At 66.6% G+C, this 17,028-nt stretch carries 13 protein-coding genes, 1 tRNA gene and 1 rRNA gene; 7 read left to right on the top strand and 8 right to left on the bottom strand.

What is annotated here, in order from left to right; translation table 11 throughout:
• Window positions 1–4 precede the first annotated feature (4 nt).
• Window positions 5–1,285, top strand: coding sequence for a multiple monosaccharide ABC transporter permease (gene mmsB, locus MRBLMD1_RS21130; protein WP_159632888.1), 1,281 nt, complete (start codon window positions 5–7; stop codon window positions 1,283–1,285).
• Window positions 1,286–1,386: 101 nt separating this feature from the next.
• On the opposite strand, the gene MRBLMD1_RS21125 is transcribed toward mmsB, so the two are convergent.
• The 5 genes from MRBLMD1_RS21125 to MRBLMD1_RS21105 form a co-directional block, all read right to left on the bottom strand.
• The gene (locus MRBLMD1_RS21125) at window positions 1,387–2,637 is read right to left on the bottom strand and encodes an MFS transporter (protein WP_224025002.1); all 1,251 of its coding nucleotides are present in this window, start codon (window positions 2,635–2,637) and stop codon (window positions 1,387–1,389) included.
• A gap of 39 nt (window positions 2,638–2,676) precedes the next feature.
• Window positions 2,677–4,848, bottom strand: coding sequence for an elongation factor G-like protein EF-G2 (locus MRBLMD1_RS21120; protein WP_364403440.1), 2,172 nt, complete (start codon window positions 4,846–4,848; stop codon window positions 2,677–2,679).
• A gap of 85 nt (window positions 4,849–4,933) precedes the next feature.
• Window positions 4,934–5,359: a ChaB family protein gene (locus tag MRBLMD1_RS21115; protein ID WP_364403437.1), complete on the bottom strand. Its 426-nt coding sequence runs from the start codon at window positions 5,357–5,359 to the stop codon at window positions 4,934–4,936.
• 68 nt (window positions 5,360–5,427) lie between these two features.
• Window positions 5,428–5,504: transfer RNA gene (locus tag MRBLMD1_RS21110), tRNA-Thr, on the bottom strand.
• 148 nt (window positions 5,505–5,652) lie between these two features.
• On the bottom strand, window positions 5,653–6,540 hold the full coding sequence (locus MRBLMD1_RS21105; protein ID WP_364403434.1) for a DsbA family protein: 888 nt from the start codon (window positions 6,538–6,540) through the stop codon (window positions 5,653–5,655).
• 178 nt (window positions 6,541–6,718) lie between these two features.
• Between MRBLMD1_RS21105 and MRBLMD1_RS21100 the strand changes: the two genes are divergently transcribed.
• The 4 genes from MRBLMD1_RS21100 (at window position 6,719) to MRBLMD1_RS21085 (ending at window position 11,917) form a co-directional block, all read left to right on the top strand.
• On the top strand, window positions 6,719–8,221 hold the full coding sequence (locus tag MRBLMD1_RS21100) for an alpha,alpha-trehalose-phosphate synthase (UDP-forming) (protein ID WP_275181889.1): 1,503 nt from the start codon (window positions 6,719–6,721) through the stop codon (window positions 8,219–8,221).
• Entirely contained in the window at window positions 8,211–9,047 is an 837-nt protein-coding gene (gene otsB / locus MRBLMD1_RS21095; protein WP_364403431.1) for a trehalose-phosphatase, read from the top strand. The genes MRBLMD1_RS21100 and otsB overlap by 11 nt, the downstream gene beginning before the upstream one ends.
• Before the next feature lie 217 nt (window positions 9,048–9,264).
• Window positions 9,265–10,347 carry an ABC transporter ATP-binding protein gene (locus MRBLMD1_RS21090; protein WP_159632896.1) on the top strand — a complete coding sequence of 361 codons (1,083 nt, stop codon included), beginning with the start codon at window positions 9,265–9,267 and terminating at the stop codon, window positions 10,345–10,347.
• 151 nt (window positions 10,348–10,498) lie between these two features.
• Window positions 10,499–11,917: a DUF4032 domain-containing protein gene (locus MRBLMD1_RS21085; RefSeq protein ID WP_364403427.1), complete on the top strand. Its 1,419-nt coding sequence runs from the start codon at window positions 10,499–10,501 to the stop codon at window positions 11,915–11,917.
• Between the two features lie 3 nt (window positions 11,918–11,920).
• On the opposite strand, the gene MRBLMD1_RS21080 is transcribed toward MRBLMD1_RS21085, so the two are convergent.
• Window positions 11,921–13,291, bottom strand: a complete 1,371-nt coding sequence (locus MRBLMD1_RS21080; protein WP_364403424.1) for an FAD-binding oxidoreductase — start codon at window positions 13,289–13,291, stop codon at window positions 11,921–11,923.
• 189 nt (window positions 13,292–13,480) lie between these two features.
• Between MRBLMD1_RS21080 and MRBLMD1_RS21075 the strand changes: the two genes are divergently transcribed.
• Window positions 13,481–15,214: a glycoside hydrolase family 13 protein gene (locus tag MRBLMD1_RS21075; protein WP_414703721.1), complete on the top strand. Its 1,734-nt coding sequence runs from the start codon at window positions 13,481–13,483 to the stop codon at window positions 15,212–15,214.
• Window positions 15,215–15,216: 2 nt separating this feature from the next.
• The gene (locus MRBLMD1_RS21070; protein WP_224024992.1) at window positions 15,217–16,272 is read left to right on the top strand and encodes a LacI family DNA-binding transcriptional regulator; all 1,056 of its coding nucleotides are present in this window, start codon (window positions 15,217–15,219) and stop codon (window positions 16,270–16,272) included.
• Here the strand turns inward: MRBLMD1_RS21070 and MRBLMD1_RS21065 are convergent.
• Both MRBLMD1_RS21065 and rrf read right to left on the bottom strand, forming a co-directional pair.
• Window positions 16,269–16,796, bottom strand: coding sequence for a hypothetical protein (locus tag MRBLMD1_RS21065; RefSeq protein WP_275181894.1), 528 nt, complete (start codon window positions 16,794–16,796; stop codon window positions 16,269–16,271). The genes MRBLMD1_RS21070 and MRBLMD1_RS21065 overlap by 4 nt on opposite strands.
• A 104-nt stretch (window positions 16,797–16,900) precedes the next feature.
• Window positions 16,901–17,017: ribosomal RNA gene (gene rrf, locus MRBLMD1_RS21060) — 5S ribosomal RNA — on the bottom strand.
• Window positions 17,018–17,028 lie beyond the last annotated feature (11 nt).

Here is a 17,028-nt window from a genome sequence, read left to right as displayed (position 1 = left end):
CGAAATGTCCGCCCTACGAGAATCGCTCGGATTCCTCACCAGCCGCCTCCGCCAGGTCGGCATCTTCGTTGCCCTGATCCTGATCGTCCTGCTGTTCCAGGGACTGACGGGCGGGATCCTGCTGGAACCGCAGAACGTCACCAACCTGGTGGTCCAGAACAGCTACATCCTCATCCTGGCCATCGGCATGGTGATGGTGATCATCGCCGGGCACATCGACCTTTCCGTCGGGTCGGTGGCCGGGTTCATCGGCGCCGTGGCCGGTGTCATGATCGTGCACTGGGGCTGGCCGTGGTGGGCCGCCATCCCAGCCTGCCTGCTGGTCGGCGCCCTGGTGGGTGCCTGGCAGGGCTACTGGATCGCCTACGTGGGGATCCCGGCCTTCATCGTCACGCTGGCGGGCATGCTGATCTTCCGGGGGCTGACCCTCATCACCCTGAAGAACCAGCAGATCACCCCCTTCCCCGCCGAGCTGCGGGCCCTGGGCGGAGGATTCCTCCCGGACATCTCCGGCGGCACCTCCGTGCTGGAATGGCTCACCGTCATCCTGGGCGTTGGCGCCACGGTTGCCCTGCTGATCCAGGCGCTCAAGGAGCGCAGGATCCGCCGGAAGTTCGATCTCGAAAGCGAACCCCTGGTCTGGTTCGTCATCAAGACCGCCTTCACGGCCCTGCTCATGCTCGTCATCACCTTCCTGCTGGCGTCCTACCGGGGCACGCCGATCGTCCTGGTGGTGCTGGCCGCACTGGTAATCGCCTACACCGCCCTGATGAACAACAGCGTCTTCGGGCGCCACACGTACGCCATCGGCGGCAACCTCCACGCAGCTGAGCTGTCAGGCATCAAGACCAAGGCCGTTACCTTCCGTCTCTTCGTGAACATGGGCGTCCTGGCCGCACTGGCCGGCCTGGTCTTCACCGCCCGCCTCAACTCGGCACAGCCGGCCGGCGGAACCGGCTTCGAACTCGACTCCATCGCCGCGGCGTTCATTGGCGGCGCCGCCGTCACCGGCGGCATCGGAACAGTGGCCGGAGCCATGATCGGTGGCCTCATCATGGGTGTCCTCAACAACGGCATGTCCATCCTGGGCCTGGGCACCGACTACCAGCAGCTCATCAAGGGCCTGGTGCTCCTTATCGCCGTCGGCTTCGACATCTTCAACAAGAACCGCAGCGGTGGCGGCGGCAACATTGGCAAGCGCTTCAAGCTCAAGACCAGCCCTCCGCCGGCAGCAGAGAAACCGGCGCCTGCCGCCAGCGAAACGGTGGAGGCAGGCATCAAGTAGGAAACACCCCACCCGTGCACCTGTTGGCCCCCGCCGCCCCGGACCGAGTCCTGGCAGCGGGGGCCTTCCTGCGTGCGCCCGTGGCGGTTCCGGGCAACTGCTCAGGGCGCGGCCACGCCGGTTGCCGCATCTGCCGGCGAGCGCCGGCGGCGGCTCAGCACGATGAAGGGGGCCGCCAGCAGCTGCACCGCGCCGCCCAGGGCCAGTGACGCCGGGTAGCCGTAAAGGTCCGCGGTCCTCCCGAGCAGCGGCTGCACCACCACTCCCCCGCTGGACCCCATGAGCGAGGCGAAGCTCAGGACGGTGGCCCGCTGCTTCGAGGCGATCATGTCGTTGAGGTACGCCTGGCGCACGGGGGTGCCGGCGGAGGCAACCACCGCCCAGAGCGCCAGGAGCACCAGGGCCAGCCAGAAGATGTGGGTGGCCAGGAGCACCACCAGGACCACGGAGCTGGTGATGGTGGAGGCGATCAGTACCGTGGTGCGCCGGCGGACCAGCTTCCGGACCAGCGGGGCAAGCCAGCCGCCCACGATGTCCGCGCCGGCAACGATGGCTGCTGCCAGGCCTGCGATGGCGTAGGCCCTGGGATCGCCGAAGAGCTGCAGAAGGTAGGGCTGGAGGGCGTAGAAAACGTAGAATCCCACGCCCTCCGTGAACGGGGCGGCCAGCATCATGAACCGCACCGGGGGGTTCTTCAGTCCGCCGTCCACCGAGGCCTGCAGGACTGCGCGGGTGGCCTGCAGGGGGTGCGCCGACCGCTCGGGGGTGAAGCCGACGTCGTGCATGAGCAGGAAGGCAACAGCGAACATGGCCACCAGCACCGCGACGCGCAGCAGGAACGGCACGCCCAGGTTGGTGGCCTGGGCAATGACCCCGCCCGCAACTGACCCGGCCAGCATGGCGATGCCGGAAACCATCTGGCCCCGGCCCAGGACGACTTCGAGGCCACCGTCGTAGCCGGAAAAGTGGAGGGCGTCCACCAGCCAGGCCTCCACGGCCCCCGAGAAGAAGGTGAAGCCAAGGCCCAGCAGTGCAGACACTGCTGCCCACCACCAGAACGGAGCCGACAACTGCCACAGCAGGTAGTACAGGTAGGTGGACCCGGCCAGGGTCACAGTGCCCAGCAGGAAGGACGTGCGGCGCCCCCAGCTGTCGGCCACCACCCCGGTGGGCACCTCGAAGAGCACCATGCCTGCCGTGAAGAAGGCGTTGGCCGCGAAGGCTTCCAGGTTGGTGAGCCCGGCATCGAGCAGGAAGAGCGTGTTGATGCCCCAGATGAACGACGCCGCAAGGGTGTTTCCCAGCGTCAGCGTCAGGTAGACGTTCTGGATCTTTCGTGCTGCGGCGTTCACCGGCGGCCGTTCCCTTCGGGCTGTTCCTGGCCGGGCGGATCAGGACGGGCTGAAGTTGGGGGGAACGGGGTCGTGCCGCAGGTACTGCCGGCGGAACCGGCCCGTACCTGCCGTCAGGGCCCGCAGTTCCACTGCGTACCGCAGGAGTTCCTGGTCCGGGACTTCGGCGCTGATCTCCGTCAGCCCTTCGCCGGAGGAGGTGGTGCCGGTGAGGCGTCCGCGCCGGCCGGACAAATCGCTCATCACGGTGCCCACATGTTCGTCGGCAACGGTGATGGACACGGAGGACACCGGTTCCAGGAGCTGGATTTTTCCGGCGGCCGCCGCCTCGCGGAGGGCCAGGGCCCCCGCCGCCTGGAATGCCGCGTCGGAGGAATCGACGCTGTGGGCTTTCCCGCCGGTCAGGGTCACCCGCAGGTCCACCACGGGAAAACCCGCAGACACTCCCCTGTCCATTTGGGCCCGGACTCCTTTTTCGATGGACGGGATGAACGTTCCCGGGATGACCCCGCCCACTGTCTTGTCCACGAATTCGAACCCGCCGCCGCGGTCCAGCGGTTCAACCTGGATGTCGCACACGGCGTACTGGCCGTGGCCGCCGGACTGCTTGACGTGGCGTCCATGGCCGGTGGCGGGGGCAGCGAAGGTCTCCCGCAGCGGTGTCACCACGTCCACGGTGTGCAGTTTGACGCCCTGTTCCCGCAGCCGGTCCAGGACCACCTCGGCGTGTGCCTCACCCATGCACCACAACACCAGCTGGTGCGTTTCAGCGTTCCGCTCCACCCGCAGGGTGGGATCCCCGGCCGCGATCCGGCCCAGGCTGCGGGCCAGCGCATCTTCGTCGCTGCGGGAATCCGCTTCCACGGCAACCGGCAGCAGCGGTTCGGGCATCTCCCACGTGGCCAGCAGCAGTGGGCTTTCCCGGGCGGAAATGGTGTCCCCGGTTTCAGCGCTGCCCAGCTTCGCCAGGGCGCACATGTCACCTGCCACGGAGAAGGGAACAGGCCGCAGGCTGGCACCCAACGGGGAGTAAATGTGGGTGACTCGTTCATCGGTGTCGTGGTCCTGGTGCCCGCGGTCAGCCAGGCCGTGTCCGCCTACGTGGACAGGAGTGTCTTCCCGCAGCGTCCCGGAGAAAACCCGCACCAGGCAGATGCGGCCCAGGAAGGGATCGTTTGAGGTCCGCACTACTTCAGCGGCGAGCGGCCCATCGGGATCGCAGGACAGTCTTCCACCCGGTTCCCCCGCGAGGTCGGTCGTGTCCGGCAGTTTGCCTTCCAATGGTGCCGGGAAGGCGCGCACCAGGACATCGAGCAGTTCCGCCGTGCCGAGTCCTGTGACGGCGGACGTTGGCAGGACGGGAAAGAACGAGCCCCGGGCGACGGCGGTTTCCAGGTCGTCCGCCAGCACCCCTGTATCGATGTCCTCCCCTTCCAGGTAGCGGTCCATCAGGGTTTCGTCTTCGCTCTCGGCGATGATGCCCTCGACCAGGGCGCCCCGCGCGGCGCCGGTGGCTGCAAGTTCCTCCGGGGCGGCTGGACGGACCTCCGGTGCGGGATCTCCGGAGGAGTAGTCAGTCACCTCCTGGGACAGCAGGCCGAGGAGGCCGGCTGCCCCGCCTTCGTCCGGCACCGGGACGTACAGCGGGAGCACGCCGTCGCCGAACGCTTTCTGGCAGGCGGCCAGGGCGCCGTCGTAATCCGCCCGCGGGTGGTCCACCCTGGTGATGACGACGGCGCGTGGCAGGCCCATGTGCGCGCACTCGGCCCAGAGCGCGGTGGTGGTCGCGTCGATGCCGTCCACGGCGGACACCACAAAAAGGGCGGCATCCGAGGCCCTGAGCCCCGCCCTCAGCTCCCCGATGAAGTCCGGGTAGCCGGGGGTGTCCAGGAGGTTCACTTTGACGTCGTCGACCATCAGCGGCACCAGCGACAGCGTGACCGAGCGTTGCTGGTGGACCGCTGCCGGGTCCGAGTCGCTGACCGTGGACCCGTCCGCGATGGAGCCCTTGCGGGTAATCACCCCGTTGGCTGCCAGCAGCGCCTCGATCAGCAAGGTCTTCCCGGCGCCGGAGTGCCCCACCAGGGCCACGTTCCGGATCCGGGCCGGGTCCTGCGCCGCGATGCCGGCGGCCTGGTCTGCCCGCTTCGAATCAGGCCCGTTCCTGCCGCCCGCTGCCCGCGCTGACTCCCTGGAGCTCTTCACCGACATTGGAACCTCCTGGCATCATTGCCGACCAGACCGGACGTGTCCTCTGATTCGACACCTTGGGACGGCGGGACGGCAAGAGCACAGGCTATTTGCTGCGGGCTTTGCGGGTAGCGGCGTCATTGGCCTTCTGGAGAGCGTGGACCAGCTGGTCCTTGTCCATCTTCGAGCGGCCCTTGACATCCAATTCCCTGGCGAGCTTGTAGAGGTGCTCCTTTGAGGCGTTGGCATCGACGCCGCCGGCGGTGGGTTCGGACGAACGGATGCCCTGCTCCGCGTGCTTGTCAGAGGGGCCGCGCTTTTCCTTGGGCTCCCAGTGGTCGCCCACCTTCTCATAGCTGTGCTTCAGGGAGGCGTAGGCTGCACGGGCAGCGCGCTCTTCGTCCTGGTCGTAGGACTCAAGGGCGGAATCGTAGGTTTTCGCGAACGTGTCCTGGGCCTTCTGGTCAGAACGCTGCAGGGTCGAGGGAAGCTCGTCCCTGCGGGCATGGTCGTTCTTGCCGGTCTTGGGCATGGCACCCATCCTCCTTTAGTCAGCAGGCTGATTATTCGGATGGATCCAGCTTAGACCCGGAGGTGGCGTGGAGCCCCCTGTCGGATTCGAACCGACGACCCCCGCTTTACAAGAGCGGTGCTCTGGCCAACTGAGCTAAGGAGGCGTGCCCCTGGGGGCGTGCGCCGGGAAGGCGCTAGATAAGGTTAGCCCAACTCCCGCCGGGCGTAAAAACGCGCCGGAACGCCGCCGGACGCGGCAGGGGCCCGCCCCGGAGACGATCCGGAGCGGGCCCCTGCCCTGGCTGTTGGCCCTTAGCCCTTGGCCGTGATGGCTGCCTGCAGGAAGTCCGGGAACGGCGTCTGGGCGCTGTCCCCCTTGCCCCACTGCTTGCCGTCCACGAACACCGTAGGCGTACCGGTCACGCCGATGGCCGCTGCTTCCTTGGTGGTGAACTTCACGAACGGGCGGTACGTCTTGTCATCCACGCAGGAGTCGATGTTCACGCCCAGGTCGGAGGCCATCTTCTTCAGGTCGTTGTCCGACAGGCCTGCGCTGCCCTCCGCGGGCTGCTTGGCAAACAGCGCGTTGAAGAAGTCGGAGTACTTCTCCGGTGACGCGTTGACCACACAGGCCGCGGCGTTGGCGGCGCGGGACGAGTAGTTGGTGGTTGACCGGCTGTCCAGGAAGCCGAGGGCACGGTATTCCACGGTGATCTTGCCGTCATTGCGCAGCGAGGTGAGCTGGTCGTTGTACTGGGCCTCGAAGTTCTTGCAGACGGGGCAGATGAAGTCGATGTAGAGGACAACCTTCACCGGCTTGCCTGCCTCTGCCTCGGCACCCGGGGCCACTACCTCGGCGGGCGGAGTCTTCGGGGCGTCCGCCACGGAAGCCGCGTCAACGGTTGCCGCTTCGGTCTTGGCCACACCCGTGTTGGCCAGCAGGGTCACGCCGCCGTGGGCGTTGGCATTGGCCGGAACGGGGCCCTGGTCCGCAACCGGTGCGTTTTGCTTGAGGCTGTTGGTGACCACCAGGGCCACCACCACCAGGATGGCCACGACCGCCGCCACGATGCCCCAGCCGATCAGCATCTTGTTGCGCTTGTCCTTCTTTACCTGCGCTTCGCGGATCAGGCGCGCTTTTTCCCGCGCCTCGGCGGTTCGCTCAGCCTTGGACTTACGTACTTCGTTTGCGGGGCTCATGAGTTCCTTGGGTCGGTCGACGTAGGGGGACCACTTGGTGGCACCCCAACATTTTAGGGGAGAAAGCTGAGAGCTTGCGGGTTCAACCATTCTTCCGGGTTGACCAACGGACGAATAGCCCCGATGATTCCGTCCGGCTAGGGTGGCTTAGAGGCACAAGCAACCCCAGGGGGCCGCAATGCAAACACCCGTCCAGGAAAAACCAGCCGGAACAGCTACGGCCGGCAGTTCCGGTTCCGGCCACGCCGGCCATACCAAGTACGACTTCATGGTGGTCTCCAACAGGCTGCCCGTCGACCGCGTGGCACCGGGGGACGACAGCGATGACGGCTCCGGCTGGCGCCGGTCGCCCGGAGGGCTGGTGACCGCCCTCGCACCGATGATGACCAAGACGGACGGCGCCTGGGTGGGCTGGCATGGTGCCCCCGACGAGACGGTCGAGCCGTTCAGCCACGGCGGCATGGACCTCGTTCCAGTACAGCTCAGCACCGATGACGTGGAGCTGTACTACGAAGGGTTCTCCAACGCCAGCCTTTGGCCGCTGTACCACGACGTCATCGCCCCGCCGGAGTTCCACCGCACCTGGTGGGACGCCTACCGCCGGGTTAACCGCAGGTTCGCCGACGCCGTGGTGCGCCACGCGGACCAGGGGGCCACCGTGTGGGTGCAGGACTACCAGCTGCAGCTGGTGCCCCGGTTGCTCCGCGAAGCACGGCCGGACCTGCGAATCGGCTTCTTCAACCACATCCCGTTCCCGCCGCCTGAGATCTTTGCCCAGCTCCCGTGGCGCCAGGCCATCATCGACGGCCTGCTGGGTGCCGACCTGGTGGGCTTCCAGCGGCCCAGCGACGCTGGAAACTTCATGCGCTCCGCGCGCCGCTTCCTGGGTGCCAGCGTCAAGCAGCAGCAGGTGCACGTCAAGGACCACAACGGCCAGCTGACCCACATCGCGCGGGCGCAGGCCTTCCCCATCTCCATCGACGTCAAGCAAATCACCGAACTCGCTGCCAGGCCGGACATCATCGAACGCGCCCGGCAGATCCGTCAGGACCTTGGCAACCCCAAGACCATCCTGCTCGGCGTGGACCGGCTGGATTACACCAAGGGCATCCGGCACCGGCTGAAAGCCTTCGAGGAGCTCCTGGCGGACGGCCGGCTCACGGTGGGTGACGCGACCCTCATCCAGGTTGCCTCCCCCAGCCGGGAGCGCGTGGAACAGTACCGGCTCCTGCGCGAGGAGGTGGAAGGCACCGTTGGACACATCAACGGCACCTACGACACCCTCGAAAACACCGCCGTCCGCTATCTGCACCACAGCTACCCCGTGGAGGAGATGGTGGCGCTGTACCTGGCCGCGGACGTCATGCTGGTCACCGCCCTGCGGGACGGGATGAACCTCGTGGCCAAGGAATATGTCACCGCGCGCAACAACAACGACGGCGCCTTGGTCCTGAGCGAGTTCGCCGGGGCGGCCGACCAGCTGAAGCAGGCGCTGCTGATCAACCCGCACGACATCGCCGGCCTGAAGAACACCATCATGACCGCCGTCGAGCTGACCCCGCGGGAGGCCTCGCGCCGGATGAGGGCCATGCGAAAGCAGATCCTGGACCACGACGTGGACCACTGGTCCGCCGACTTCCTGCGCGCGCTGAATGAAAAGGTGGTCCGCGATGACTCCTGAGGGCCGCCGCGCCAAGGCGCCGCTGGCGCTCTCCCCGGAACTGCGGGAGGCCCTGCGCCGGATCGCCGGCACGGAGCACCTGCTCGTGGCCATGGATTTTGATGGCACCATGGCGCCCATCGTGGGCCGCGCACAGGATGCGCGGCCGCTTCCGCGGTCCGCCGCAGCGTTCGCGGGCCTCGCCGTGCTGCCACGCACGACGACGGCCCTCATCTCCGGACGCGCCCTCGCCAGCCTGCGGGAGGTCGCCTCCCCGCCGGTCGACACGTTGCTGATCGGCAGCCATGGCGCCGAGGCGTGGCTGGGGCCGGGCTCCACCGAACTGGCCCTTGAAGAGGACCAGAAGGCGCTCCTTGAAGAGGTCCGCGCCGGGTTGGCCGGCATCGTCGCCGAGGCGCCCGGCACCTCCCTGGAGGACAAGCCTGCCGGCGTCGTCCTGCATACCCGCCAGGCGGAGGACGACGTGGCAGAAGATGCAGTGGCGGCAGCACGGTCGGTGCTCCAGGACCGCAAGGGAGTCTTCCTGAAGGAAGGAAAACGCGTCCTGGAGACTTCGGTTGTCAATGCCTCCAAGGGCGAAGGTGTCACCTTCCTGCGGCAGGCCACCGGGGCCACTGCCGTGCTGTTCGCCGGCGACGACGTCACGGACGAGGACGCTTTTGGCCGGCTCGAACCGGGCGACGTGGGGGTCAAGGTAGGTCTTGATTTCACCCAGGCCCAATACCGGGTGGAGGCTCCCGTCCACATTGCGGAACTGCTGGAGGCCCTGCTCCAGGAGCGGAGCATCGCGGTTGCCGAGGAGGATCCGCAGGCCGCGTCAGGTTAGGACACGGCCAGCGGCACCTGTGACGTTCGTAACATTTTCGCAAGGAAGCGCAACCTCTGGCATACTCTGTGTGTGATGTGGCGCACAACCAGCGTGCGGCGTCATTTTGTGCCCCGGGCTCAGGCTCGGAGCACTTTGCAGGAACAAAACTGAATAAACATGAACCATTCACAACGGATCGTCCGGCACGTACCTGCCGGTGAAGGGATTGATAACTGTGGCTACAGTTACTTTTGATAACGCTACGCGTCTGTACCCGGGCACAGATAAGCCCGCCGTCGATAAGCTCAACATCGACATCGCCGATGGCGAATTCCTGGTCCTCGTGGGACCCTCCGGTTGCGGCAAGTCCACCTCCCTGCGCATGCTCGCAGGCCTGGAGGACGTCAACGCCGGCCGCATCCTGATCGGTGACCGTGACGTTACCGATGTTCCGCCGAAGGACCGCGACATCGCGATGGTTTTCCAGAACTACGCGCTGTACCCGCACATGACTGTGGCCGACAACATGGGCTTCGCCCTGAAGATCGCCGGTGTCTCCAAGGAAGAGCGCGCCGAGCGCGTCCGCGAAGCCGCAAAGCTCCTTGACCTTGAGCAGTACCTGGACCGCAAGCCGAAGGCACTCTCCGGCGGCCAGCGCCAGCGTGTTGCCATGGGCCGCGCCATCGTTCGTAACCCCCAGGTCTTCCTCATGGATGAGCCGCTGTCCAACCTGGACGCCAAGCTCCGCGTCCAGACCCGCACCCAGATCGCGTCCCTGACCCGCCGCCTCGGCGTCACCACCGTCTACGTGACGCACGACCAGGTTGAAGCCATGACCATGGGCGACCGCGTGGCCGTGCTGAAGGACGGCCTGCTGCAGCAGGTGGACACCCCGCGCAACCTCTACGACCGCCCCAAGAACGTCTTCGTTGCCGGCTTCATCGGCTCCCCCGCCATGAACCTGCTGGAGCTTCCCGTGGTGGACGGAGGCGTCCAGTTCGGCGGCACCGTCTACCCCGTGCCGCGCGACGTCCTCGAAGAGGCACACGGCTCCACGGTCACGCTGGGCAGCCGTCCCGAAGACCTGGAAACCGCTCCCCAGGGTGAAGGCCTGAAGGTGGAAGTGGACGTCGTCGAAGAACTCGGCGCCGACGCCTACGTCTACGGCCACACCAACCTCGACGGCAAGGACCACGACATCGTGGCCCGCGTCGACGGCCGCCGTCCCCCGATGAAGGGCGAGGTCATCTACGTCCGTCCGCAGTCGGGCCACGTGCACCTGTTCGACACCAAGACCGGCCTGCGCCTCGGCGACTGATTCCTTGGCTCCGGCGGTTGGGCCTGGCACAACCGCCGCTTGTCCGACGGCGGCCCGCACCTTTTTCGTATACGGTGCGGGCCGCCGTCGGCCTTTAACGATGTCCGGGCGAAATTTAGCCGCCCTGCCCCGAGTACGGAAGAATTGACCCATGACCGAGGAATACAGCGCCCAGTGGCACGATGAACCCACCGACTACGCGCAGATCGGTAAACTGCCGCGGTTTGTGGCAGCCAGTGCCGATGACAACAAGGCAGCCTCGGTAGCATCGTCGCTGAATATCACTGCGGCAGCGGCGGATCCCGAACTGCTGGACCTGCCGTGGCACATCGCCCTCGAGGAGTGGCCGGCGCAGTACCTCGCGGCACTCCCCCGAGGCATCTCCCGGCACATCGTGCGCTTTGCCCACCTGGGCGGCTCTGTCATCGCCATTAAGGAAACCTCCGAGCACGTGGCCCGGCACGAGTACCACATGCTCCGCAAGCTGGCCCGCTTCGATGTGCCGTGCGTGGAGCCGGTTGCGGTGATCACCGGGCGCACCACCCCCGACGGACGCCCGCTCAACCCGGTCCTCGTGACCCGGCACCTGAAATTCTCCATGCCCTACCGCGCCCTCTTTTCCCAGATGCTGCGCAAGGACACCCTCACCCGCCTCATCGACGCGCAGGCCCTGCTGCTGGTGCGCCTGCACCTCATCGGTTTTTACTGGGGCGACGTCTCCCTGTCCAACACGCTGTTCCGCCGCGACGCCGGCGCCTTCGCCGCGTACCTGGTGGACGCCGAAACGGGCGAGCTTTACCCCGACCTCTCCACAGGGCAGCGCGAATACGACCTTGAAATTGCCCGGGTCAACATCGCCGGCGAGCTGATGGACCTGCTGGACGGCGGCCTCATCGAGGAGAAGGTGGACCCCGTGGCCACCAGCGAGCTGATCATGGACAGCTACCGGCGGCTGTGGGCTGAGCTGACCGAGAAGGAATCCTTTGAGCTGGGCGAACGCTGGCGGGTGGGCGCCCGCATCCGGCGCCTGAACGAGCTCGGCTTCGACGTCGAGGAATATGCCATCAAGACCACCCAGAACGGCTCCACCATCCAGCTGCAGCCCAAGGTGGTGGACGCAGGGCACCACCAGCGGCGGCTGCTGCGGCTCACCGGCCTGGATGCGCAGGAGAACCAGGCCCGCCGCCTCCTCAACGACATGGACTCGTTCCGGGCGGACAACAACCCGGACATGGATGAGGAATACAGCGCCCACCTGTGGGTGAGCCAGATCTTCGAGCCGATCGTGCGCTCCATCCCGCGGGACCTCTCGGGCAAGCTCGAGCACGCCGAGGTGGTGCACGAGGTCCTGGAGCACCGGTGGTACATGTCGGAGAAGCAGGAGCGCCATATTCCGCTGGCAGAGGCCGTACAGTCCTACATCGACTCGATCCTCCGGCACCGCAGGGACGAGGCCGCGATTATGCTGAACCCGGACACCGAACTGCTGAAGATCCTCGAGGTGGAAAACGAGGAATCCCGGTATGGTGCCGATGAATCAGACGACGAATACCCGGATTCGGACGACTGAGGCCTAGATCGCCTTTCCGGGGTTGAGGATTCCGGCAGGATCGAACAGCTCCTTGATCCGGCGCTGGAGCTCCCGGATAGGCTCCGGCTGTTCCTGGCCAAGCCAGCGCAGCTTGTACTGGCCCACGCCGTGCTCCCCCGTGATGGTTCCACCCATTGCCAGGGCGGCGGTAATGGACTCGTCCAGGGCCCCCTGGAGCCGCTCCAGGGCGCCGGCTTCAACGTCGGGGCCCTGCCGGTCGATCCAGAATGTGGGGTGCAGGTTCCCGTCGCCCGCGTGTGCCACCACCTTGAGGTGCACCTGCTGGGCGGCGGCCATGGCCTCGAGTGCCGCGACGTAGTCCACCAGGCGCGAGCGGGGAACAGCGACGTCTTCGCCCACACGGTACTCGTCGTCCACCTCGGTGCCCCTGCTGTGCCGTCGCAGCTCCACCAGCCGCTCGGCTTCGGCGCTGGCCTCGGTGCTGACGGCGGCCCCGCCTTCGCGCAGGACCTGCCGCACGACATCGGCTTCCGCGGCAGCCCCAAACCCGTCTGTCTGGATCAGCAGCAGTGATTTTCCGCGTGCGGTGAGGTCGGAGCCATGGATGTCGTCGAGTTGGGCCAGCGTGCCGCCGTCGAGCAGTTCCATGATGGCGGGCTGGACGCGGGCCCTTCCCACCGCCAGGACGCCTGCGGCGGCAAGCCTAAAGTCCGGGTAGAACGCGGCAATGGTGTGTACTTCCCGGGGCAGGTACTTCAGCCGCACGGTGATTCCGACGACGATGCCCAGCGTGCCCTCGGACCCCACGAAGAGGCCCGTGAGGTCATAGCCCGCCACGCCTTTGAAGGTCTGGTGGCCGGTGTGGATGAGGGAGCCGTCCGCAAGAACGACATCCAGGGCCAGGATCGAGTCCCGGGTGACCCCATACTTGGCGCAGCGCAGGCCACCGGCGTTGGTGGCAACGTTGCCACCGATCGTGGAGCTCCGGAAGCTGGCAGGGTCCGGCGCGTACATGAGTCCATGCTCTGCGGCCGCTTCATTCAGGACGGCATTGACCACACCGGGCTCCACCATGGCGGTTTCATCGTCCGGGTTCAGGGCGAGGATCCGGTCCATCCGCTCCAGGGAGAGGATGATGCAGTTGGTGGTGGCATGGGCACCGCCGGATACACCCGTTCCAGCGCCACGGGGCACGATCGCCACCCCGCTGCCGAGGCAGGCTTTCACCACCGCCTGCACGTCCGCCACTGATTCGGGAAACACCACGGCCTGCGGAAGCTGGAAGTCGATCACAGGCGCCTGGTCTACGGCGTACCGGCGGAGCGGGACCTCGCCCGTGTCCACCTGGCCCGGCGCCAGGATGGCTTCCAGCTCGTCAACGATGCTTCCCACAAAGCCTCCACCCGTCGTCGGACATACCTTCCCAGTCTAGGTGCGCTGCCGGCTGACACCGCGGCTACCTGCCCGTGTAATCGTTTCCAGTTCCCTTGCTCTGCATACATTCGCCTGCGCGATGAGCGCCGCGAAACAATTATGGAAGCGTTTTCAGTTAATTGGAACGCCGCAGCTATGCTGACTTCCATGTCTGTCGAAACTGTGACCCAGGACACTCTGGCTTGTGCCGGTCCCCTGACGCTCATCCATGCTGCTGACACGGCTCCGGGCTGGTGGCGCTCTGCTGTGATCTACCAGGTCTATCCCCGGTCCTTCCGTGACTTGAACGGCGACGGCATTGGCGACCTGGCGGGAATTACCCAGGAGCTCCCGCATCTCGCAGACCTGGGAGTCGATGCAGTCTGGCTCTCGCCCTTCTACCGTTCCCCGCAGCGTGACGCCGGCTATGACGTCAGCGACTACTGCGACGTGGACCCGGTCTTCGGTACGCTGGCCGACTTCGACGTCATGATGGCCGAATCCCACCGCCTGGGCCTGCGGGTCATCGTGGACCTGGTGCCCAACCACTGCTCCGACCAGCACCCGGCATTCCAGGCAGCCATTGCCGCGCCGGCCGGAAGCCCCGAGCGGGACATGTTCATCTTCCGGGACGGGACCGGCCACGACGGACAGGAACCACCCAACAACTGGCAGTCCCACTTTGGCGGACCTGCCTGGACTCGGGTGGCAGGAACTGACGGGCAGCCGGGGCAGTGGTACCTCCACCTCTTCGATTCCTCGCAGCCGGACTTCAACTGGGACAACCCCGCCGTCCACGCAGAATTCGAACGCGTGCTCCGTTTCTGGCTGGACCGTGGCGTCTCAGGTTTCCGGGTGGACGTCGCCCATGCGCTGGTCAAGGCCCCCGGACTGCCCGCCTGGGGCGGCCGCGCCGACGGCGGCAGCAGCGACGGGTACCCGGGCCATGAGGCTCCCATGTTCGGCCAACCAGCTGTCCACGACATCTACCGCACATGGCGGCTGATCCTGGACGAATACGGACCCGACCGGATCCTCTGCGCCGAGGCCAGCGTGGACCTGCACCGGCTGGCGCACTGGGTCCGGCCCGACGAGATGCACCAGGCGTTCAACTTCCCGTACCTCCACGCGGGCCTGGACGTCTACCGCCTCCGCTCCGTCATCACCGACTCCCTGACAGTCCTCGACGGGGTAGGTGCTCCCAGCACCTGGGTACTGTCGAACCATGACGTGGTCCGCCACGCCAGCCGGTTCGGGTACAACGGGCTTGGTCCGCGGGACGGCGACGGCATTGGCCCAGCAGATCACCAGCCGGACCACGATCTTGGCCGCCGCCGCGCGGCCGCTGCCTCGATGTTCATGCTGGGACTCCCCGGTGCCGCGTACCTGTACCAGGGCGAAGAGCTCGGGTTGCCGGACGGCATCGACATTCCGGACCACCTGCGCCAGGACCCCACGTTCGCCCGCACCGGCGGCCAGCGGCTGGGCCGTGACGGTTGCAGGGTGCCGCTGCCCTGGCGGGGCGGGGACCCGCACCTGGGGTTTGGCTCGGGCAGCGACCCCTGGCTGCCCATTCCCGCCTCGTTCAAGGCGCTGGCAAGGGACCTGCAGGCGGAATCACCGGCGTCGCATCTGTCCCTGTACCGTGACGCCCTGGCCTTCCGGCGGGAGCTGGACCTGGGCAGGGGATCCTTGTCCTGGGCCGAGGACTGGTGCACCGGCTACTCCCTGGGCTACATGAACGGCACTACGCTGGTGGTTATGAACCTGAACCACGAGCCGCTGGAAATGCCTGCGGGACATGTCCTGATCCGCAGCCTGCCCGCAGGCGCGGGCCGCGCCCTTGCCTCCGGTGAGACCGCGTGGATCCAGCTTGGACCGGACGCCGCAGCAGCCCTCTGACCGTGGCAGGCATCAAAGAAGTTGCCAGCCGGGCCGGGCTGTCGGTGGCCACCGTCTCGCGGGCACTGAGCGGCAAATCCAACGTCTCTTCCAAGAGCCGCCGGCTGGCCCAGGAGGCTGCCCGGGAACTCGGGTTCGTTCCGTCCTACCACGCGTCGAGCCTCGCCTCAGGGCGGAACCACAACATCGGGCTGGTGGTACCCAACGTCCAGCGCTGGTACTTCTCTTCTGTACTGGAAGGCGTTTCCGAAACCCTGCTCGATGCCGGCTATGACCTGACGCTCTATAACGTGGGTGAACAGCCGGAGCGGCGCAACAGCATCCTGACCGACTTCCTGCTGCGGAAACGCCTGGATGCGGTAATTGCCGTGGCGCTGGTGCTCAGTGAGGAAGAGATCGGGCAGCTGCTGGCCGTGCACCGTCCCATCGTGGTGATCGGAGGCGCCCTGCCCGGGGCGTCCACCATCAGGATCGACGACGAGGGCCTGGCGAAGATGGCCACCAGCCACCTGATTGGGCTGGGACATACCCGGATTGCGCATATCACCGGGGACGCGGGGCTGAACAGGGACTTCAAGCTTCCTCAGCTCCGGCAAAAGGGCTTCGCGGCGGCCATGGCGGCAGCAGGGCTTGGGTTTCGGCCCGAGTGGCATGCCACTGCCGACTTCACCATCCAGGGCGCTTACGCGGCAGGCCGCCGGCTGCTTGGAACACCCACCGAACGGCCCACGGCAGTCTTTGCCGCCTCCGATGAGATGGCGGTGGGCGTCATGCTTGCCGCGCGCGACTTCGGCCTTCGGGTCCCGGAGGATCTCTCCGTGGTGGGGATTGATGGGCACGAGCTGGCAGAGACCTTCGGGCTGACCACTGTGAGCCAGGACCCGCGGGGCCAGGGGAAGCTGGCGGCCGCGACTGCTTTGGCCCTGCTGGAGGGCGCCGGCAGGGATCCCGACGGCGGTCCGGCAGTTACGGCAGCCCAGGACCAGGAGTACCCTACGGAATTCGTGATCCGGCACAGCACCGCCGTACCACCGGACGTTGCCGCGAGGATGGCCTAGGACAGGCCTTCGGAAGGGGCGGCATCCGTTGGGTCGCCGGCACCCATGAACCGTGCAAACCGTTCCAGGATCAACGGCCACGCCTCCACATAGGCTTCGCGGGCAGCAACCGGGTCCTCGGCCCCTTCCCAGCCCTCATGGAAGACCCGGACCTCCGTTTCCGCCTCAACGGCGCGGAACACCACCAGGAGCTCGGTGGACCACAGCGCCGTGGTTCCGGGATGCCAAGAGGCATGGAAGGACAGCGGCGGCTGCCAGTCATCGAGGGTCCCCCAGATGCTGGTGCGGCCGTCGTCAGCCGTCTCAAGGATGAGGTTCTCCTCGAACTCCACATAGGAGCCGGCCCCGTAGACGCCGTGCCGCTCCAAGGGCCACCACAGGTGGGCGTGGTCGGTGAAGCCTGCGAAAGCCCGGGCCACCGGTCCTGGTACGCGGACGGTGTTCACCACGGGCTCCAAGGGATCCGAGGCCTGGCGGCCGTCGTCTTGGGAGGGGTCCGGGGCGTGGCTGAAGATGCTGCTCATGAGGGTCAATCCTACCCGCGGACCTTTGGCCGTCCGGCGGCACCGGTCTTGGGGTTAAAGTCGAAGGGCCCTGACAATCCTTGTCAGGGCCCTTCGTAATGTATGTCCGGCGGTGACCTACTCTCCCACACCCTCCCGGGTGCAGTACCATCGGCGCTGTGGGTCTTAGCTTCCGGGTTCGGAATGGGACCGGGCGTTTCCCCCACGCTATGACCGCCGTAACCCTTGTACC

The sequence above is a fragment of the Pseudarthrobacter sp. LMD1-1-1.1 genome (genome assembly GCF_040676255.1).
Classification (GTDB): Bacteria; Actinomycetota; Actinomycetes; order Actinomycetales; family Micrococcaceae; genus Arthrobacter.
The sequence above is the reverse complement of the archived record's forward strand: the minus strand, read 5'-3'. Positions and strand labels throughout refer to the sequence as shown.